18 protein-coding genes are annotated in these 16,902 nt (G+C 58.1%); 13 read left to right on the forward strand and 5 right to left on the reverse strand.

Annotation, left to right across the window (positions count from 1 at the left end; all coding sequences use genetic code 11):
* Positions 1–2: 2 nt before the first annotated feature.
* Positions 3–686, reverse strand: coding sequence for an IclR family transcriptional regulator (locus tag HMPREF3153_RS05220; RefSeq protein ID WP_049063547.1), 684 nt, complete (start codon positions 684–686; stop codon positions 3–5).
* Positions 687–736: 50 nt separating this feature from the next.
* On the opposite strand from HMPREF3153_RS05220, the gene leuC reads away from it, so the two are divergent.
* The 3 genes from leuC (at position 737) to HMPREF3153_RS05235 (ending at position 3,972) form a co-directional block, all read left to right on the forward strand.
* Positions 737–2,155, forward strand: a complete 1,419-nt coding sequence (gene leuC / locus HMPREF3153_RS05225) for a 3-isopropylmalate dehydratase large subunit (protein ID WP_070420230.1) — start codon at positions 737–739, stop codon at positions 2,153–2,155.
* A gap of 47 nt (positions 2,156–2,202) precedes the next feature.
* Positions 2,203–2,787 (forward strand): 3-isopropylmalate dehydratase small subunit, encoded by a 585-nt coding sequence (leuD, locus tag HMPREF3153_RS05230; RefSeq protein WP_005531696.1) that lies wholly within the window; start codon positions 2,203–2,205, stop codon positions 2,785–2,787.
* Positions 2,788–2,964: 177 nt separating this feature from the next.
* A complete protein-coding gene (locus HMPREF3153_RS05235) occupies positions 2,965–3,972 on the forward strand; it encodes a hypothetical protein (RefSeq protein WP_070420231.1) in 1,008 nt (335 codons plus the stop codon).
* A 126-nt stretch (positions 3,973–4,098) separates the two neighbouring features.
* Here HMPREF3153_RS05235 and HMPREF3153_RS05240 read toward each other — a convergent pair whose 3' ends face one another.
* Entirely contained in the window at positions 4,099–5,097 is a 999-nt protein-coding gene (locus tag HMPREF3153_RS05240; RefSeq protein WP_070420232.1) for an NUDIX hydrolase, read from the reverse strand.
* A 208-nt stretch (positions 5,098–5,305) separates the two neighbouring features.
* Between HMPREF3153_RS05240 and HMPREF3153_RS05245 the strand changes: the two genes are divergently transcribed.
* Positions 5,306–6,304: an NAD(P)H-dependent glycerol-3-phosphate dehydrogenase gene (locus HMPREF3153_RS05245; protein ID WP_070420233.1), complete on the forward strand. Its 999-nt coding sequence runs from the start codon at positions 5,306–5,308 to the stop codon at positions 6,302–6,304.
* Positions 6,305–6,327: 23 nt separating this feature from the next.
* Positions 6,328–7,392 carry a D-alanine--D-alanine ligase family protein gene (locus tag HMPREF3153_RS05250; protein ID WP_049063543.1) on the forward strand — a complete coding sequence of 355 codons (1,065 nt, stop codon included), beginning with the start codon at positions 6,328–6,330 and terminating at the stop codon, positions 7,390–7,392.
* Between the two features lie 19 nt (positions 7,393–7,411).
* Here HMPREF3153_RS05250 and HMPREF3153_RS05255 read toward each other — a convergent pair whose 3' ends face one another.
* Entirely contained in the window at positions 7,412–8,314 is a 903-nt protein-coding gene (locus HMPREF3153_RS05255) for a DUF3515 domain-containing protein (protein WP_070420234.1), read from the reverse strand.
* Between the two features lie 44 nt (positions 8,315–8,358).
* Here HMPREF3153_RS05255 and HMPREF3153_RS05260 point away from each other — a divergent pair, with 44 nt between their 5' ends.
* The 8 genes from HMPREF3153_RS05260 to HMPREF3153_RS05295 all read left to right on the forward strand — a co-directional run bounded on the left by HMPREF3153_RS05260 (position 8,359) and on the right by HMPREF3153_RS05295 (position 15,617).
* Entirely contained in the window at positions 8,359–9,330 is a 972-nt protein-coding gene (locus tag HMPREF3153_RS05260) for a thiamine-phosphate kinase (protein ID WP_070420235.1), read from the forward strand.
* Between the two features lie 49 nt (positions 9,331–9,379).
* Positions 9,380–10,045: a uracil-DNA glycosylase gene (locus HMPREF3153_RS05265; RefSeq protein ID WP_049145879.1), complete on the forward strand. Its 666-nt coding sequence runs from the start codon at positions 9,380–9,382 to the stop codon at positions 10,043–10,045.
* A gap of 10 nt (positions 10,046–10,055) precedes the next feature.
* A complete protein-coding gene (locus tag HMPREF3153_RS05270; RefSeq protein ID WP_070420236.1) occupies positions 10,056–11,402 on the forward strand; it encodes a DAK2 domain-containing protein in 1,347 nt (448 codons plus the stop codon).
* Between the two features lie 2 nt (positions 11,403–11,404).
* Positions 11,405–13,519: an ATP-dependent DNA helicase RecG gene (locus HMPREF3153_RS05275; protein ID WP_070420237.1), complete on the forward strand. Its 2,115-nt coding sequence runs from the start codon at positions 11,405–11,407 to the stop codon at positions 13,517–13,519.
* 63 nt (positions 13,520–13,582) lie between these two features.
* The gene (locus HMPREF3153_RS05280; protein ID WP_070420238.1) at positions 13,583–13,798 is read left to right on the forward strand and encodes an acyl-CoA carboxylase biotin carboxyl carrier protein subunit; all 216 of its coding nucleotides are present in this window, start codon (positions 13,583–13,585) and stop codon (positions 13,796–13,798) included.
* Complete coding sequence (gene rsmD / locus HMPREF3153_RS05285; RefSeq protein WP_070420239.1) at positions 13,795–14,397, forward strand: 16S rRNA (guanine(966)-N(2))-methyltransferase RsmD; 603 nt, start codon at positions 13,795–13,797, stop codon at positions 14,395–14,397. The genes HMPREF3153_RS05280 and rsmD overlap by 4 nt, the downstream gene beginning before the upstream one ends.
* Positions 14,398–14,400: 3 nt before the next feature.
* A complete protein-coding gene (coaD, locus tag HMPREF3153_RS05290; protein ID WP_070420240.1) occupies positions 14,401–14,877 on the forward strand; it encodes a pantetheine-phosphate adenylyltransferase in 477 nt (158 codons plus the stop codon).
* Positions 14,877–15,617, forward strand: coding sequence for a sulfite exporter TauE/SafE family protein (locus HMPREF3153_RS05295; protein ID WP_070420310.1), 741 nt, complete (start codon positions 14,877–14,879; stop codon positions 15,615–15,617). The genes coaD and HMPREF3153_RS05295 overlap by 1 nt, the downstream gene beginning before the upstream one ends.
* Positions 15,618–15,709: 92 nt before the next feature.
* Here the strand turns inward: HMPREF3153_RS05295 and HMPREF3153_RS05300 are convergent, their stop codons facing one another.
* On the reverse strand, positions 15,710–16,216 hold the full coding sequence (locus HMPREF3153_RS05300; protein WP_052953175.1) for a hypothetical protein: 507 nt from the start codon (positions 16,214–16,216) through the stop codon (positions 15,710–15,712).
* Positions 16,216–16,884 carry a hypothetical protein gene (locus HMPREF3153_RS05305; RefSeq protein WP_246817170.1) on the reverse strand — a complete coding sequence of 223 codons (669 nt, stop codon included), beginning with the start codon at positions 16,882–16,884 and terminating at the stop codon, positions 16,216–16,218. Before HMPREF3153_RS05305 ends, HMPREF3153_RS05300 begins: the two co-directional genes overlap by 1 nt.
* Between the last annotated feature and the right edge of the window lie 18 nt (positions 16,885–16,902).

Genomic DNA, 16,902 nt, shown 5'->3' on the forward strand with positions numbered 1-16,902 from the left:
GTTTAGAGGCGTGCGGTGAGCTGTGTCGCGGCGTCGGCAAGCAGCGGAGCGTACTTCTGTGCCGGGGAGGGGCGGAAGCGCTCGGCGGAGCCTGAGACCGAAATAACCGCCACGAGGTTGCCGGCTGAGTCGAATACTGGGGCGGAGATCGAGGCAAGACCCGCCTCGCGTTCTTCGATCGACTCGGAATAGCCATTCTCGCGGGCCAGAGCGACGTCTTCATCGCTAAAGGTGGCCCCAGTGGTGTCGATGTTGTCGAATGCCGCGAAAATGCGGGCGGCTGAACCGGAAGTAAGCGGTAGCTGGCGGCCTACCGGCACCACGTTGTGCAAGCCGGACTCGGGCTCGCGAGTGGCAACGCAAGTGCGAGAATTGCCCGAGAGCTGATAAAGCTGGACGGATTCACCAGTCTCAGCGAGCAGGCGTTCCATGATCGGACCGGCTGCTTCGATGATGTGATCCCGGTTGCCGGGAAGTGCAGGGCCCGCGCCCCACTTGCCGTCGGGTGTGCGGGTCAGGATTCTGTGCACCTCTAGTGCGGTTGCGAGGCGATGGGCTGTTGCCCGAGGTAGACCGGTGGTCTCACATAGTTCGTTGAGGGTGGACGGACGGTTGGCTGCGGCCATCATGATGGCGACGGCGCGGTCAAGTACCTTAATTCCGGATACTGCGCTATACTCTCCCATACAGTGAAATCTACGTTCCAATTAATGAGATTTCAAGTGGAGTGATTGAAATGACTGAGAAACTGACCCTAGCTGAGAAAGTTTGGCGCGACCACGTCGTGCAGAAGGGCGAGAATGGCGCTCCTGATCTGATTTATATTGACTTCCAGCTCCTCCATGAAGTTACCAGCCCACAGGCCTTCGATGGCCTGCGCCTCGCTAGACGTAAGATGCGCCATCCGGAGTTGCACCTTGCCACCGAGGACCACAATGTCCCGACCATAGGTATCAAGACCGGCAACCTCTTGGAGATTAAAGACGAGATTTCCCGCACCCAGGTCTCTACGCTGCGTCAAAACTGTGAAGAGTTCGGGGTTCGTCTTCACTCCATGGGTGATGCGCAGCAGGGCATTGTCCACACCGTGGGACCCCAGCTGGGTATCACCCAACCTGGCATGACCATCGTGTGTGGCGACTCTCATACTTCGACCCACGGTGCTTTTGGCTCCATCGCTATGGGCATTGGTACCTCCGAGGTTGAGCACGTTATGGCTACCCAGACCTTGTCGCTGAAGCCCTTTAAGACCATGGCAATCGAAGTTAGCGGCGAGCTGGCAGAGGGCGTTTCTGCCAAGGATCTGATTCTGGCGATCATCGCGAAGATCGGTACCGGTGGCGGCCAGGGCCACATTATCGAGTACCGCGGCGAGGCTATCCGCAAGATGTCTATGGAAGCCCGCATGACCATTTGCAATATGTCCATCGAGGCTGGTGCACGTGCTGGCATGGTCGCGCCGGATGAGACCACCTTTGAGTACGTCAAGGGCCGTGAATTCGCGCCGAAGGGTGAGGACTGGGATGCAGCGGTCGAGTACTGGAAGACTCTGCCAACCGACGAGGGCGCGCAGTTCGACACCGTGATCGAGATTGACGGTTCTGCACTGACCCCGTTCGTCACCTGGGGCACCAACCCAGGCCAAGGCCTCCCGCTGGGCGAGAGCGTGCCGGACCCCGAGTCTTTTGGGGATGAGAACTTGAAGGCCGCTACTGTGAAGGCTCTCGCCTACATGGACCTGCAGCCAGGCACCCCACTGCGTGACATCAAGATCGACACCGTGTTCCTGGGCTCGTGTACCAACGCGCGTATCGAGGATCTGCGTGCCGCTGCGGAGGTGTTGAAGGGCCGTACCATCGCGCCGAGCACCCGCATGATGGTGGTTCCTTCCTCTGCTGTAGTCAAGGCACAGGCAGAAGAAGAAGGCCTGGACAAGATTTTCACTGACTTCGGCGCTGAGTGGCGCACCGCAGGTTGCTCGATGTGCCTGGGTATGAACCCGGATCAGCTCAAGCCTGGGGAGCGCTCGGCATCTACCTCGAACCGCAACTTTGAGGGCCGCCAAGGCTCAGGCGGGCGCACACACTTGGTCTCGCCGGCGGTTGCCGCAGCAACTGCCGTGACCGGTCACCTCGCGTCCCCGGCTGACCTTTAACTCACCGACCCATAGCCATATCTGCAGATAACTAGGAGACTACGACAATGGAAAAGTTCGTAACCCATACCGGTGTTGGTGTCCCACTTCGCGCATCCAACGTCGATACTGACCAAATCATCCCGGCGCGCTACTTGAAGTCGGTCAAGCGCACAGGCTTTGCCGACGGCCTGTTTTCTAACTGGCGTTCCGACGAGAACTTCGTCCTCAACCAGGAGCCGTTCAACCATGGTTCGGTGCTCTTCGCCGGCCGCGACTTTGGTACTGGTTCCTCCCGCGAGCATGCGGTGTGGGCGTTGAGCGAGTTCGGTTTCAAGGCGGTATTCTCGTCGCGCTTCGCCGATATTTTCCGCGGCAATTCTGGCAAAGCCGGTTTGCTAACTGGACTTATGGAACAAGAGGATATCGAGCTTATCTGGAAACAGCTTGAGCAAGGCGAAACCGAAGTAACGGTGGATCTGGAGGCTCGCACCGTCACAGTCGGCGGCAACTCTTACTCTTTTGATATCGATGACTACACCCGTTGGCGCCTCATGGAGGGCCTCGATGACATTGGGTTGACCCTGCGCAGCGAAGACGCCATCGAGACATTCGAGGCACAGCGTGCTGCCTTTAAGCCCGCTGTATCTTAAGGCATTTTTAGCGCTCGTATCAGCGTTTAGAAATGCCCTATTTGCCCTAATCCGCAGACACATGCGGAGATGAAGGTGAGTGGGACTGCTTATGTTTTGCCCCCGTTGCGTGAACAATTGGTAACGGGTGCCGCGCATGGCTGTTAGCGAATTACCAGCGATAATATTGTTGCCTACATGAGTAATAATTTTGGCAATAATAATGACTTTGGTGCCGGTCAAGGTTCAAACTATGGTCAGCAGGGCGGCGACGCCTACGGTGGTGGCTCTTACGGTGGGCCCAACGGCCCGGCAAATCCCTTCTCGCAGGGCAATACCGGCGCCCCCGGCCAGCAGCCTTTTAGTGGCAGCAATCAGCAGCCCTACGGGGCTTATTCGCAGCAGCCTATGCAGCCGCAACAGGGACAATACATGCAGTCGCAGGCAGGTTATGCGGGCTATGGAAACGGGTCCTATCAGAACGCGCCACGCGAGCTCGATGCTATGGACGTTATCGGACAAGGTTTCAAGGGCTTCTTCCGCAATTGGGCTCCGTGGACCGGCGCGATTACCGTTCACTTCATTATTCTCGTCGTAGTCATGTTCGTCCCTATGCTTATTGGTGGCGCACTCGCAGCAGGATCGGCGTCAACGAGCAGTAGCTATGACTATTATGGCGACAGCTCTTACGATAGCGCCAGAACGGGAATGGGCGCGGCCGCAGTGCTGTCAATAGTCGTGGGAGTCGTGATTGGCTTGGTCTACAGCTGTTGGATGATCGGCAATATCCAGTGTGCCGCGTCCAAGGAAGCTGATGGGCAACGAGCCACCTTCGGAGACTTCTTCAAGTCCAAGAATGCATTCGCCGTTGCAGGACATTCACTGGTCGCTGCTCTAGTGGTTAGTGCTGCTTCCCTTTTGTTTGTTATCCCCGGCATTATTGCAGCGTTCTTGCTCTACTTTGTGCCCTATATCAAGGCAGATAACCCACAGATGAGCATAGGGGAGACTTTCCGCGCATCTTATGAATTGACCAAAAACAACATTGGCCAGAGCCTTTTGTGCATCGTGATCTGCGGATTGCTCGTCGGCATCTTGTTCTACATTCCGGCCGTAGGTTTTGGTTTTGCCTACGGCGTGCAATCGATGGTGCTGCTGCTGTTCTACCGCTACGCAGCGGGTAAGCCCGCTGTGCGTTGGACCTAAGTTAAGCCCAAAAGGCGCACAAGCTGCTTTGCAGTCTGTTCTAAAATAGCTAATCCCCAGTCCTTTCGCCGCACACGAGAAGCAGCGACAGGCCTGGGGATTTTTCTACGGTCGTCCCTACTGCTTTTAACGCACAGGAAGGGAGCTGGCGAGGTAGTCAGCGCCGGTGAGCTCGCCTTCGTTGAAGGAAAGGACCCACACCGAGCCCTTCTTAAACTTGAGGTCTTCAAAATCTACCTTAAGGAACTTTGGATCGAGGTCCTTGAGGATGCCCGGGATAGTTTCGCCCTGGCTGACAATGACGGGGATGCCGCCGCGTGAGACAACGCGCTGGAATGCGGCCTTCGCGGCAGTGGGATTGCTTAGCCACACTTCGTCACCGAAGTCCTTGTTTACTGCAATGTCCAAGCCAAGTTCATCCGCCAAGGGTGCTGCGGTTTGTTGGCAGCGCTGCGGTGCTGCCGAATAAATGGCGGTGGGATGGAATGGCGCCAGCATGGGAACGAGCATTTCTGCTTGGCGACGCCCCTTCTTGTCCACCGGACGCAGGTTGTCGTCGCCAGCCCAGTTGCGGCGCGCATGCGCGTGGGCATGGCGGACGTAGAGCACGCGTGTGGTGGGGGCCAAGAGGAGGTGTTTCTTCGCCGTTTCCAGCACATCGGTATCAACGTCGTAGGTCAATAGCTCGCTGGCCTCATCGATGGGCATCCAGCGCAGTTCATCGGTTTCGCTGTTGTCTGTGAAGTCACCGCTGAGTACCTTGGCGAGCCAGTAGTAGACCACCTTGGTGCGCCCCTGCACTGGGTATGTCACCTTGCCGATGAGCTTGCCTAGCTTGACGTCGTAACCGGTTTCCTCACGGAGTTCGCGCGCGGCGGTAGTAGGAAGCGATTCGCCCGGATCGACTTTGCCCTTGGGCAGGGACCAGTCGTCATAACGGGGGCGGTGAATAATGGCTACCTCTGGGTCATGAGGGTTTCCGCGCCACAGCACAGCGCCAGCTGCCAAGGTGGTGCGCTTGAATTCCTTGGCTGGGTTGGTGGGAATTTCCTGGTGTCGGCCGGAGATGAATACCTCAGACTTTACGTCCTTGTCGGTCTCGTGCATGTTCTTTGCCTTCGGCATTGTGCTCCTTTAAAGATTATGGCGCGCAGATTAACGCTTCTATTTTCCACTTTCTGGGCGAGCTTTGCATCCGCACGCGCCGCGGCGAAGTCTGTCCACCCCTATGTGGAAGTAGCGAGCGCCGAAGCAGTCTTAGTCCAGGCTTCCCGTGCGTTAGTCTGGGTGCAGAAAATAGTCCATGAATAAGTCTGGGATTAGAGGTAGGGCAATGCATAACGTTGCGGTGATGGGTGCCGGTTCTTGGGGTACGACCTTGGCAAAGGTGTTTGCTGACGCAGGCAATGAGGTTCGTCTGTGGGCTCGGCGCCCAGCACTGGCGCAAGCAATCAACCAGACCCACGTCAACGCCGATTATCTGCCGGGCTTGGCGCTGCCAGAAAGCCTTTACGCGACGTCGGATGCTACAGAGGCACTGGCTAACGCAGACATCGTGATCTTTGGCGTGCCATCTCAGACGCTGCGCTCCAACCTAGAGAAGTGGACTCCGCTCCTGCCAGCTGACTCCACTCTGGTGTCGATCTCCAAGGGTGTGGAGTCTGCGACGCTCAAGCGCATGAGCGAGGTCATTGCAGACGCAACCGGAGTAGAGGCGTCGCGTATTGCTGTGCTCTCGGGTCCAAACTTGGCCAAGGAGATCGCTGAGGAACAACCGGCGGCCACAGTTATCGCGTGCACCGATGAGGAACGCGCAAAGCTGGTGCAGCATGCAGCGGCGGCCCCGTACCTACGTCCGTATACCAATACGGACGTCATTGGCGCGGAAATCGGTGGCGCTTGCAAGAACGTCATCGCCCTGGCCTGCGGTATGGCCTCTGGACGAGGCTTAGGCAACAACACGCTTGCCACCATTATCACCCGTGGATTGGCAGAGATCACCCGGCTTGGTGTGGCGCTTGGTGCGGATCCTTTCACCTTTTCCGGCCTCGCGGGCATGGGCGACCTGGTGGCAACCTGCAGCTCGACGTTGTCTCGCAACCGCACCTTCGGTTACCGCCTAGGCCAAGGCGGAACGCTGGAGGAAGCCAAGGCTGCCACAAATGGGCAAGTCGCAGAGGGCGTCATCTCCTCGGATTCTATCTTCCGCCTCGCCCAACAGGTTGGGGTGGAGATGCCAATTACTCAGGCGGTGTTCGGCGTGTGCCACCGCGGAGTGAGCGTGGAAGACATGATTGTTGCGTTGATGGGGCGTACTAAAAAATCGGAGTAGCCGGCGGGGTAAAGTTTGACTCCATGAGCGAAAAGATCCGTGTAGCCGTAGTTTATGGCGGCCGTAGTTCCGAGCATTCAGTTTCCTGCATTTCTGCAGGAGCGATTATGAAGCATCTGGATCCCGCCAAGTACACGGTGGTGCCGATTGGCATCACCAAGGATGGCCAATGGACGCCAGGCACCATGGAAGGCCTCGAGATTGTTGACGGCGTGTTGCCAGAGGTCACTATGGGTGATGAGTTGGCGCTCTCCCTCAATCCTGAAACCAAAGGCCGTTTCCACAACGTGACCCAGCACAGCCACTTCGCGGAAGTCGACGTTATTATCCCCGTGCTGCATGGTCCTTATGGCGAGGATGGAACCGTCCAGGGTCTATTCGAGCTTTCCGACATCCCTTACGTTGGCGCCGGGGTCCTTGCCTCCTCCGCTGGCATGGATAAAGAGTTCACCAAGAAGCTGCTCACTGCCGAGGGACTGCCAGTTGCGCCCGAGGTGATTCTCAAAGGCCGCACCGAGCTGAGCGCTGATGAGAAGGCGCAGCTGGGGCTGCCTGTGTTCGTAAAGCCGGCACGCGGCGGATCGTCGATCGGTGTTTCCAAGGTCACCGATTGGGCAGAGTTCTCGCGCGCCGTCGAGGTGGCATTCGAAAGCGACAACAAAGTGTTGGTAGAGCCGGAAATCGTGGGCGCTGAGGTGGAAATCGGTGTGCTCGAATATGCGGATGGTTCGGTGATCGCCTCTGTGCCTGCCCAGCTCAACGGCATTGAAGAAGCAGAGGAAGGCTTCTACGACTTTGATGCTAAGTACATTGATGAAGGAGTTAGCGCACAAATTCCGGCGCCTCTTGACCCGGATCTGATCCAGACCTTGCGCGAAACTGCGGTCTCAGCCTTCCGCGCGCTCGGCTGCGAGGGGCTCAGCCGCGTTGACTTCTTCGTCACTAAGGATGCTTTCTACATTAACGAGATCAACACGTTTCCGGGATTCACGCCGATCTCCATGTACCCGCAGGTTCTTGCAGCAACAGGCGTGGACTACGCCGCGCTTCTCGACGCCCTCATCGAAGGCGCGATGGCACGCGCATAACGCGGCGCCCAGCCTCCAGCTACTGGCTTGGGGTGGCTTTAACGAGGGCGTCGCTAAGCCGCACCAGAGCGGAGTTAGCGGCATCCTGCGGTGCGAACAGCGCTAAGTCATTCGCACGGCCGAGTGCGAATCGAGTGCCGCCAGTGGTGCCCTCAGCCAAGGTGGTGTCCTCAAACCAGGGGACGTTATTGACCTGCTGCAGCTGTGCGCCAGCAGCATAGTTCTCGGGGGGTGCTACGCCACACCGCACCACAATGTCCTCGCGGCCTTTAGCGCTCCAGACGTAGGTGTTCTTTTCTTTGATATCGGTGCGGCGGGTGTACTCATCGGCTGCCTCCGCTGGAAGCGCTTTTTCTAGGGCTTTGCACATGTCAGCGGGCCCGGATTTGAGCTGGGAAAGCGGAGCCTGACGAGGCTTTTGCTTGGCTTTAGGAAGCTTTGCGAGTGCTTCTTCAAGACCTTCTGGACGTTCGTCATTAAACGTGGTTACTGCAACAACCGGAGTGCGTTCAGTGTTGTACCACGTGGTGAGGTTCGATCCTGGGGTCATGTCTTTTACCTGCAGCCATTGATCTCCATCAACATCCTCGGTTTGGGAGTAGGTGGTGTATTGATAGGGCAGACTTGCTCCGCAGCGCAGGCTTACCGATTCAGAAGATAGTTTTGCCCATGCGACGGCCCCTGGTGGGACTGGCTCGGCGATTTCAGCCCGGGGCTGGCCCATCAACTCTTCAGGGGCAGCTGCAACAACTGCCTGGCACTCGGGAGAGTCTGCGTCTTCTGATTGAATAGGGGAAAGCGCAATTGGCGCTTTGGCTGTGTTCTCAAAGTAGAACTTGGCACCAAAGATAACCGCGAACACCATCGCTATGGAGAGGCCAAGTGAGATGAGAACGGCGGTGCTGTTAAATTGGTTGCTCATAAGCGTTTATCCTAACGCGTCGTAGAAGTACAAACTCAAACCCCATGAGAAAGGCAATCGTGCATTTGTCTCACACTCTCGGGCAAGCAGGGGAACACTATGTCATTGGTGAGATCATCGCAGCGGCGCCGAGTGCGCTCAATGGCGACGACGCAGCAGTGATGTATCCCGCCACACCGAATTCCCGGACCGTGGCATCGACCGACATGATGGTCGAAGGGCGGCATTTCCGGCGCGATTGGTCAACTCCCAACGAGATTGGTCAAAAGGCCATTCTGCGCAACTTTGCGGATGTTGAAGCAATGGGTGCGCGCCCCACGGCAGCCCTACTAGCTATCGCAGCGCCTGCGGATACTCCAGTCAACTTCGTGCGAGGGATGGCCGAGGGAATCGGGCTGCGCTGTGCTTTTTATAACGCTGAGCTGGTGGGCGGCGACCTTACGCGCTCCAAGGAACTGGTCATTACGGTGACTGCAATCGGTTCCTTGGGTGGCAGCCAAGAGCCCTTGGTCTTGTCAGGAGCGCGGCCGGGTCAAAAGGTGGTCAGCCACGGCAAGATTGGCTATTCGGCTGCGGGGCTTGCTTTGCTCCAGGAGTTCGGCAGAGATTTACCGCCCGAACACGAGGAGCTGTGGCCGCTTATCGACGCCCACTGCAATCCTTGGCTCAAGCCGGGCCGCGGCGTCATTGCGCGGGCGACTGGTGCAACCGCCATGACTGATAACTCGGATGGCTTGGTGCCCGATATTGGCACGATGGCGAAGCAGTCGAACGTCCACATTGACCTGAACTCCCACGCTATTGCGCCGGACTCTTTGTTGGTGACGGCCGGGGCGGTACTCGGTATAGACCCGTGGGAATGGGTCCTGACCGGTGGGGAAGACCACACTCTTGTGGCCACGACGCAGAAGGATGCTCCTTCGGGTTTCCGCGTTATCGGCACGGTCAACCGCGGTACCGGGCTCACCATCGACGGGAATAAGCCTCGTTATGCCTCAGGATGGCAAAGTCTCTAGCACGGTCACGCGTGAAGAGACGGTCACGCGTGAAGAGAGGAGATAGGACATGAAAGCATTACACAGTCAGCTCTTCGATACTTCGGTCATCGATGAGTCATGGTTGCCAGTCTTAGAACTTGCGCTTGAGCGCTACCTGCCAGGCATTGAAGAAGCATTGGCTGGCCAGGAGTTCTTGCCTGCGCCTCCTTACGTGTTTGCTGCTTTTAGCCTGCCGCTGCCGCAGGTGAAGGTTCTCATCGTGGGGCAGGACCCTTACCCCACGCCAGGGCATGCGATGGGGAGGGCATTCTCAACGGCTCCCGGTGTTCCCGCGCCTCGTTCGCTGCGTAACATTTATGCCGAGTTGGAGGCCGATCTGGGCATCGCGCCTAAGGCCGATGGGGACCTGAGCGCGTGGCAGGAGCAAGGGGTTCTGATGCTCAACCGCGTTCTCACCGTTGCGCCAGGTGATGCTGGTTCGCACCGGAATTTGGGGTGGCAGCACATCACGGAGGCTGCGATTAAAGCCCTGAATAAACAGCCAATGGTGGCGATCTTATGGGGTAAGGATGCCCAGGCGTGCGGCGCATTTTTACCCGACGTTCCGAGAATCGAGTCGCCGCACCCGTCGCCGCTTTCTGCGCGTCGAGGATTCTTTGGCTCTAGGCCCTTTTCCCGCACCAATGCGTATTTAAGTGACCAAGGCGCGCGGAGTGTCGACTGGCACTTGTAAACTAATCGGCATGTCTTTCCCGAGTTCGTTAGATGCCCGCGGTCTCCACAATTGGGCGATCCGCACCGTCGGCGAGCTTTCCCATCGAAGAGCTGAGATCAATGCGCTTAACGTGTTTCCGGTCCCGGACTCCGATACCGGCTCAAACATGGCGCACACCATGGAGGCCGCCCTCGCAGAGGTGGAAAAGGGCGGCGACGTAGCCGAGGCTTTGGCTATCGGCTCGGTGCGTGGTGCACGCGGCAACTCCGGCATGGTGCTCTCGCAGGTGCTCCGTGGCGTTGCCGACTCAACCGTGGACTCCCGAGTGGATGGCCAAACACTGGCAGAGGCGTTGAGCCTGGCAGTTCGACTCGTTGAGAGAGCGATTGCGCGCCCAGTCGAAGGAACGGTCATCTCGGTGCTTCGTGCAGCAGCAGCTGCAGCGGAGGAATCCGCCCAGCGCCCTGGTGCTCAGCTCCATGAAATCTTGGTTGATACCATCACCGCTGCGCGCGAAGCGCTAGAGAAAACGCCCACCCAGCTGACGGTCCTCCGCGAGGCTGGAGTGGTCGATGCAGGAGGAACTGGATTCGTCATCCTGCTCGAGACACTCTTGGCCGAGATCGAGGGCGGTACCGTTCGCGATGCTGAGGCTATTGAAGAGGTAGAGGCTGAGCTCGAGGTGGTCTTCTTCTTCGAAGGTGATTTGGTTGCGCTCGAGCAGATCTTGGCGCCGCACGGCAACAGCTTGGTCGTAGCGCGCGCAACCGAAGACGCTGGCACCGTTCACATTCACACCCGCGAGGCGGGCCCTGTCATCGAGATGGCTTTCGCAGCTGGAGCAGTAAGCAGCCTGCGCCTCGAGGTTCTTCCTGAAGCACAAGCACAAGCGGAAGCTGAAGCGGAAACGCGCACCATCTTCGCCGTTGCACCAGCTGGTCCTGTAGCCGCGCTATTCGAGACCGTTGGTGCCCGGATTGTGCGCCCTGATGAGATCGTGGAGACCTCGGCGGCGCAGGACATCTATCTGCCCAACGGCTACGGTGGTGACGCCGGCGATGCCCGCGTTGTGCCCACCGCCTCCCTGGTGGCCGGACTCGCTGCGATTTCGGTCTACGAGCCAGATAACCCGGATACCGACTCCATGGTGTCAGTCATGCGCGACGCCGCGCGTTCCATGCGGGTAGATAGCCCCGACGAAGAGTCAGTGGAGGCAATCATCGCCAAGAGCCGGGAGATGCTCGCCGGGGGCGGGGAACAAGTGACTATCCTGTCTGGTGTTGAGCTCAGCGACGCTGAGTTGAGCGATGAGCTCGACGTAGAAGTCGTTGCGATTCACGTAGGCGGAATCACTACTGAAATTGGGGTGGAGTAGGCATGTTGGGCTGGCAAGATGATCGGCTATTAAAGGATGTCTTGCCTGCGAAGGATGCCGCCAAAATCAAAAAGGCCTTTGGGTACACCACCTGCGGGCAGCTGCTTAGCCATTATCCGCGCGACTACATCCGCCACAACAAGGAAGTAGGCCTAGGCGGCGCCAATGAGGGCGACTACGTCACCGTCACCGGCCAAGTATTGCGCCTCCAGCAGCGCAACACGGGCAAGGCTTTCCTGCTGACATTGTCGATGGATAACGGCATCACCGCCACCTTTTTCAACGCCCATTACCTGACGCGAGTTTTGCGCCAGGGCATGCGCTTGATGCTCAGTGGCAAGCTCAAGTTCTTCCGCGGTCAGCCACAGCTTCAGCATCCTGACTTTGTCATCATCGATGCCGGCGGGCAGAGCGATGCGCTTTACGACGTCGACGATTCAGCAAGTGGCCCCAAGCTCAAGGCCACGGGCTCTCTGCGCAACCTTTCGCAGTTTGGCCAACTCGAGCAGCTGCTCGAGCAGGAGTGGATCCCTGTGTATCCGGCCAGCGGTAAGGTCACCTCGTGGTACATCATGGGCGCCATTCACATGGTCTTGGCAAATACGCCGCCGATTCCTGAACCATTGGACTATCGCATGATGGTGAGCCTGGATCAGGCTGTGCGCGAGATTCATCAGCCCACGGCCGCTGGCCCTGAACGCGCTATCCAGCGGCTGAAGTACAACGAGGCGCTGTCCATCGGTATTGTTATGGCACTGCGGCAGCGCGATAGCCAGGCGCGCACTGCGGTGGCCATGCCCGCCATTCTGGAGGGATATCGTGACGAGTTGCTGGCTAACCTGCCTTTCGAGCTCACAGCAGGCCAACGCCAGGTCATCGGCGAGATCGACGCGGATCTCTCCGGCACGCTGCCAATGATGCGCCTGCTACAAGGCGAGGTCGGCTCGGGCAAGACCATGGTTGCAACCTGCGCGATGCTCCAAGCCGTCGATGCCGGCAAACAGGCAGCACTTCTTGCCCCGACGGAGGTCCTCGCGTCGCAACACGCGGCGTCGATTAGCGCCAGCGTCCCTGCTGGAGTAACCGTTACCTTGTTGACCGGTTCTATGCGTACAGCACAAAAGCGCCAAGCGTTATTGGACATTGTCTCGGGTGAGGCCGACATCGTTATCGGCACACACGCGATAATCCAGGACACCGTCGAGTTCTTTGACTTAGGCCTTGTGGTGGTCGACGAGCAACACCGCTTCGGAGTCGAGCAGCGCGACAGCCTGCGCAATAAAACCAGGGAGGGAATTAGCCCACACCTATTGGTGATGACGGCGACACCGATTCCGCGCACGATTGCCATGACCGTGTTCGGCGATCTTGCGGTCTCTACGCTCAAGGAGCTGCCGGGTGGGCGCAAACCTATTCAATCGAATGTGGTTCCCGAATGGGCCCCCGCCTGGGTGCAGCGCGCCTTGGCTCGCATCCGCGAGGAGGTTGCGGCCGGCCATCAGGCCTATATCGTGTGCCCCCGTATCGAAGGCGAGGGTGGGGTTCTCGAGGTAGCAGAACAACTGGAAAGTGGACCGCTGCAGGGGCTAACCGTGGACATGCTGCACGGCAGGATGGCCGACAAAGAAGAAGTCATGAATCGCTTTAGCCGAGGCGAGACTGATGTGCTGGTCTCCACGACTGTGATTGAGGTGGGTGTGGACGTACCCAATGCCACGGTGATGCTCATCCGCGAGTCAGAGAACTTTGGAGTATCTCAGCTCCACCAGCTGCGCGGACGTGTGGGTCGTGGAGGCAACGCCTCCATTTGTTTATTTCACACCACGGCTGCGGAAAACACTCCGACCTTTAAACGCATCATGCAGATCGCGGACACCACCTCCGGCTTCGAGCTCGCTGAGTTGGACTTAAGGCAACGCCACGAGGGTGACATCTTGGGCACAGTGCAGTCGGGCACGCAACGTTCCCTTAAGCTATTGGACTTGGCTCAGGATAGGGACATCGTCGAGCGCACACATGACGATGCTTTCGCTTTAGTGCAGCGCAATCCGCAACTGGCGCATGAGCTCACTAAAAATCTGAGCCAAAGTGAGCAGGAATATTTGGAGAAGAATTAGTTTTCCCGGCGGATAGTGCAGCCGGTTGAATGATGCCCCGCTTTAGGCGCTAACCTAGAAGCCATGATTATTTGCGCCCCCTTCGCCGGCACCGTGCGCTACCACGTACGCGTGGGCGAGCACGTCGCGGCAGGACAAGTGATAGCGACGGTGGAGGCGACCAAGCTCGAAGCGCCTGTTGTGGTGCCGGGTCCAGGTATCGTCGCCGAATTGTCCCAGGAAGACTATGCCAGTGTTTATGGCGGTGATGTTCTCGCAAGTATTGGGGAGGAACGATGACCAGAATCATTGCAGGCGAGGCGCGTGGGCGCAGCATAAAGGTGCCCGAGTCCGGTACTCGACCGACCTCCGACCGTGCACGCGAAGGACTGTTTTCTTCGCTCAACGTGCGGTGGGGTTTTGCCGATAGTCGCGTTCTGGATTTGTTTGCAGGCTCGGGTGCACTGGGCTTGGAAGCCGCGAGCCGTGGGGCAGAGGAGGTCGTGCTCGTTGAATCGAGTCCGGCGGCCGTAAAGGTCATCCAGCACAACATGGGCGTCGTCAAGCACCCACGGGTGAGTGTCCGCGAGATGAAAGCCTCGACGTACCTGGCATCTGCTCCGCGCAATTACTTCGACATGGTGCTCGCGGATCCTCCGTACGCTTTTGACGACGTCGATGGCTTGCTTGCGGCGATTGAGCCAGTGCTTGACGACGCCGCGATAGTGGTCATCGAGCGTCACGTTGATAGCCCCGAAACCGTCTGGCCGAAGGGCTTCGAGCCGACCGGACAGAAACTGAAAAAGCGTACGTTTGGCATCGCCCGCTTTGACATGGCTATTTACCATCGAGCACTAGAGACGGAGCCGAACGGCCATGCCTCCGAGGAAGAGGAATAGAAGTTGACCACTAAAGCGGTATGCCCGGGTTCATTTGACCCGATCACCTTGGGCCACGTAGACATCATCAACCGTGCGGCTGCGCTGTTCGATGAGGTGACGGTTCTGGTGACCGCCAACCCGGACAAGCCTTCAGGCCTGTTTAGCGTTGAGGAACGCGTGGGTTTTATCCGCAAGACCTTCGATTCCCACATCAAGGTCGACTGGTGGTCAGGGCTGCTGGTGGACTACACCACTGAGCATGGTATCGACACCCTGGTTAAGGGCCTGCGTTCCTCGCTCGACTACGAGTACGAGCTGCCGATGGCGCAGATGAACCGCCGGCTTTCAGGAATCGATACGATTTTTCTGCTAACCGACGAGAAGTACGGTTACATCAGCTCCTCGTTGTGTAAACAGGTGGCGAAGTTTGGCGGTAACGTGACGGGTATGTTCCCTGAACACGTAGGACGAGCCGTGGTCGAGAAGTACGCACAATGATGTGGATTCCATTAGCGATCCTGGCGACGGTAGCGCTTGGGTCGTGCCTCCAGCGCGTCTCAGGCATGGGTCTGGGTCTTATTGGTGGCCCGATCCTAACCCTGCTGTTGGGACCAGTCCAAGGCATCATGGTGATCAACGTTTTGGCGGTGGTCAATGCGCTGCTCACCACGTATTCGATGCGCGCGAACGTAGACTGGAAGAAGTTCCTGAGCATCGCACCGGTAATGGTGCTGGGCGCAATACCAGCGGCATTGCTGGTCGCAAACATTGACTCGGCGGTGCTGCTCGTCTTGGTCGGTACGGCTTTGCTCGTGGCACTGGGCGTAGTGACTTTTGGCAAGAAATTCGTGCCGGAGATGAACGGAATTGGCCCAGCACTGTCTGCCGGCGTTATCGGCGGCTTTACCAACACACTAGCGGGTGTGGCTGGTCCAGTGATCACGGTTTATGCGCAGGCTGCTCGCTGGCCGCAAGCCGTCTACGCCGCGACGTTGCAGCCGTGCTTCTTCGTCGGCGGGCTATTCTCTGTGACGACGAAGTTGCTTGTTGGTGCCGGGGGATTCTCCGATGTCACGTGGCTCATTTGGCCAGCTGGCGTGGTGGGCATGTTCATCGGTATTACGGTGGGCAAGCGCATCGCTCGCCACGTCCCGCGCGAAAAGGCGCGCATGTTGTCTTTGAGCGTGGCGTCATTGGGCGCGTTCAGTGCGTTGGTGCGCGGCTTGCTGAGTCTTTGAGATCGACTCCGTGGCCCCTTCGATCACGGCTTCGACCCAGAGGCCGAAAGGCCGCGCATTCTCGACGCCGAATAGGCGACAGAGCCAGTGGGCTAGTTGCCCTCTTGCTCATCGGCCTCTTTGACGGCCAGCGCGAAGGCGTTGAAGCGGTCCAGGGAACTAAAGAGGGCATCCTGAGCTGCGATGATGGCGAGATTCAGCGCGTGAAAGAGCTGGTCATCATTCATGCCGGCGGCGGTGACAAAGCTGGCGTCTCCACGCAGCTCAATCATGCCTTCTTCGGTTTGACCGAGCAGCGCGCGGCCATCAAAAGCTGATGCGTTATGTTCGTTCGTGATCACTTGCAGGACTTGGGCGACATCCTCGTAGGACAGCGTGGTAGGCAAGATGCACTCCAGCTTGACCAGATCCTCCGCAACCGAAATCACCCAGTCAAGATTGTTGAGCTTGCCGCTAAGTGCATCCGGAAAGTCAGGATTCTCAGATGGGTCCATGTTGAGTTCAGGGGTGCCCAACTGTTTGGCGGTGCGCTGAACGGTCACAGCAGGAAAAGACATCTCACCGAAGAGTTGAAATGGGTCAACGTTATTGTGCGTCATTAGCGGCCTTGGCCTTTCTTGCGTGCAGCAGGGGACTGGTGCGCATCTTCTTTCTCTTGCCACTTCACAGACTGTGGAAATTCCTGAGCCACAGTTTCGAAAGCGGAGCCGAAGCTGTCCAAGGCGCTCAGCACGAAGCTGCCGAGCTGGTTACGAGTGAGCCCTTCGCCTACGCCCATGGCGCGGTTGGCGCAGATGGCAATCTCTTCCGTGGGTTCCTTATCTGTGGGCGCGCCGTTGCCTTTGACCCGGAAGTCATAGCTTAGCGTCGGGGCGGCCATGTTCCAGTTGAAGTCGGAGACGAATGCTCCCACTTTCTCCTCAGCGCGGGCTGGGATTCTGCCTTCCCACACCGCAAAGGCACTAAGTACATCGTCCACGAGATCAAAATGGATCGTGATGTGGGGAAGACCGGTTTGCAGTACAAGGGCGCCGCCAAGCGAGCGGCCTGTGCTGCTTTCAGTGTTCTTTTCAGTGTTCTTTTCAGCGTGCTTCTCGGCGGTGTCATCAAGGTCGCCGTCGCTGCCGGACTCGATGACCTTGTCTACCAAGACATAGTCTGCTTCAAGCAATTCAAAGAGCTCTGCGAGACGGTGGATATTGACCGGCTTAATTTGATGCAGGTCTGGGGATGCGGGAGATTGGTTGGAAGTGGACGTGATAGCCACGAAAGATGCCTTCTTTAT

Origin of the sequence: Corynebacterium sp. HMSC06C06, from assembly GCF_001807295.1 — a bacterium.
GTDB lineage: Bacteria > Actinomycetota > Actinomycetes > Mycobacteriales > Mycobacteriaceae > Corynebacterium > Corynebacterium striatum.

What these genes read in the sequence shown, in the direction of transcription:
- HMPREF3153_RS05270 (WP_070420236.1), top strand. Translation starts at nt 10,056, where the DNA reads ATGTCTTTCCCGAGTTCGTTAGATGCCCGCGGTCTCCACAATTGGGCG.
- HMPREF3153_RS05250 (WP_049063543.1), top strand. Translation starts at nt 6,328, where the DNA reads ATGAGCGAAAAGATCCGTGTAGCCGTAGTTTATGGCGGCCGTAGTTCC.
- HMPREF3153_RS05255 (WP_070420234.1), bottom strand. Translation starts at nt 8,314, where the DNA reads ATGAGCAACCAATTTAACAGCACCGCCGTTCTCATCTCACTTGGCCTC.
- leuC (WP_070420230.1), top strand. Translation starts at nt 737, where the DNA reads ATGACTGAGAAACTGACCCTAGCTGAGAAAGTTTGGCGCGACCACGTC.
- HMPREF3153_RS05260 (WP_070420235.1), top strand. Translation starts at nt 8,359, where the DNA reads ATGAGAAAGGCAATCGTGCATTTGTCTCACACTCTCGGGCAAGCAGGG.
- rsmD (WP_070420239.1), top strand. Translation starts at nt 13,795, where the DNA reads ATGACCAGAATCATTGCAGGCGAGGCGCGTGGGCGCAGCATAAAGGTG.
- HMPREF3153_RS05280 (WP_070420238.1), top strand. Translation starts at nt 13,583, where the DNA reads ATGATTATTTGCGCCCCCTTCGCCGGCACCGTGCGCTACCACGTACGC.
- leuD (WP_005531696.1), top strand. Translation starts at nt 2,203, where the DNA reads ATGGAAAAGTTCGTAACCCATACCGGTGTTGGTGTCCCACTTCGCGCA.
- HMPREF3153_RS05275 (WP_070420237.1), top strand. Translation starts at nt 11,405, where the DNA reads ATGTTGGGCTGGCAAGATGATCGGCTATTAAAGGATGTCTTGCCTGCG.
- HMPREF3153_RS05245 (WP_070420233.1), top strand. Translation starts at nt 5,306, where the DNA reads ATGCATAACGTTGCGGTGATGGGTGCCGGTTCTTGGGGTACGACCTTG.
- HMPREF3153_RS05295 (WP_070420310.1), top strand. Translation starts at nt 14,877, where the DNA reads ATGTGGATTCCATTAGCGATCCTGGCGACGGTAGCGCTTGGGTCGTGC.
- HMPREF3153_RS05265 (WP_049145879.1), top strand. Translation starts at nt 9,380, where the DNA reads ATGAAAGCATTACACAGTCAGCTCTTCGATACTTCGGTCATCGATGAG.
- HMPREF3153_RS05300 (WP_052953175.1), bottom strand. Translation starts at nt 16,216, where the DNA reads ATGACGCACAATAACGTTGACCCATTTCAACTCTTCGGTGAGATGTCT.
- HMPREF3153_RS05235 (WP_070420231.1), top strand. Translation starts at nt 2,965, where the DNA reads ATGAGTAATAATTTTGGCAATAATAATGACTTTGGTGCCGGTCAAGGT.
- HMPREF3153_RS05220 (WP_049063547.1), bottom strand. Translation starts at nt 686, where the DNA reads ATGGGAGAGTATAGCGCAGTATCCGGAATTAAGGTACTTGACCGCGCC.
- HMPREF3153_RS05240 (WP_070420232.1), bottom strand. Translation starts at nt 5,097, where the DNA reads ATGCCGAAGGCAAAGAACATGCACGAGACCGACAAGGACGTAAAGTCT.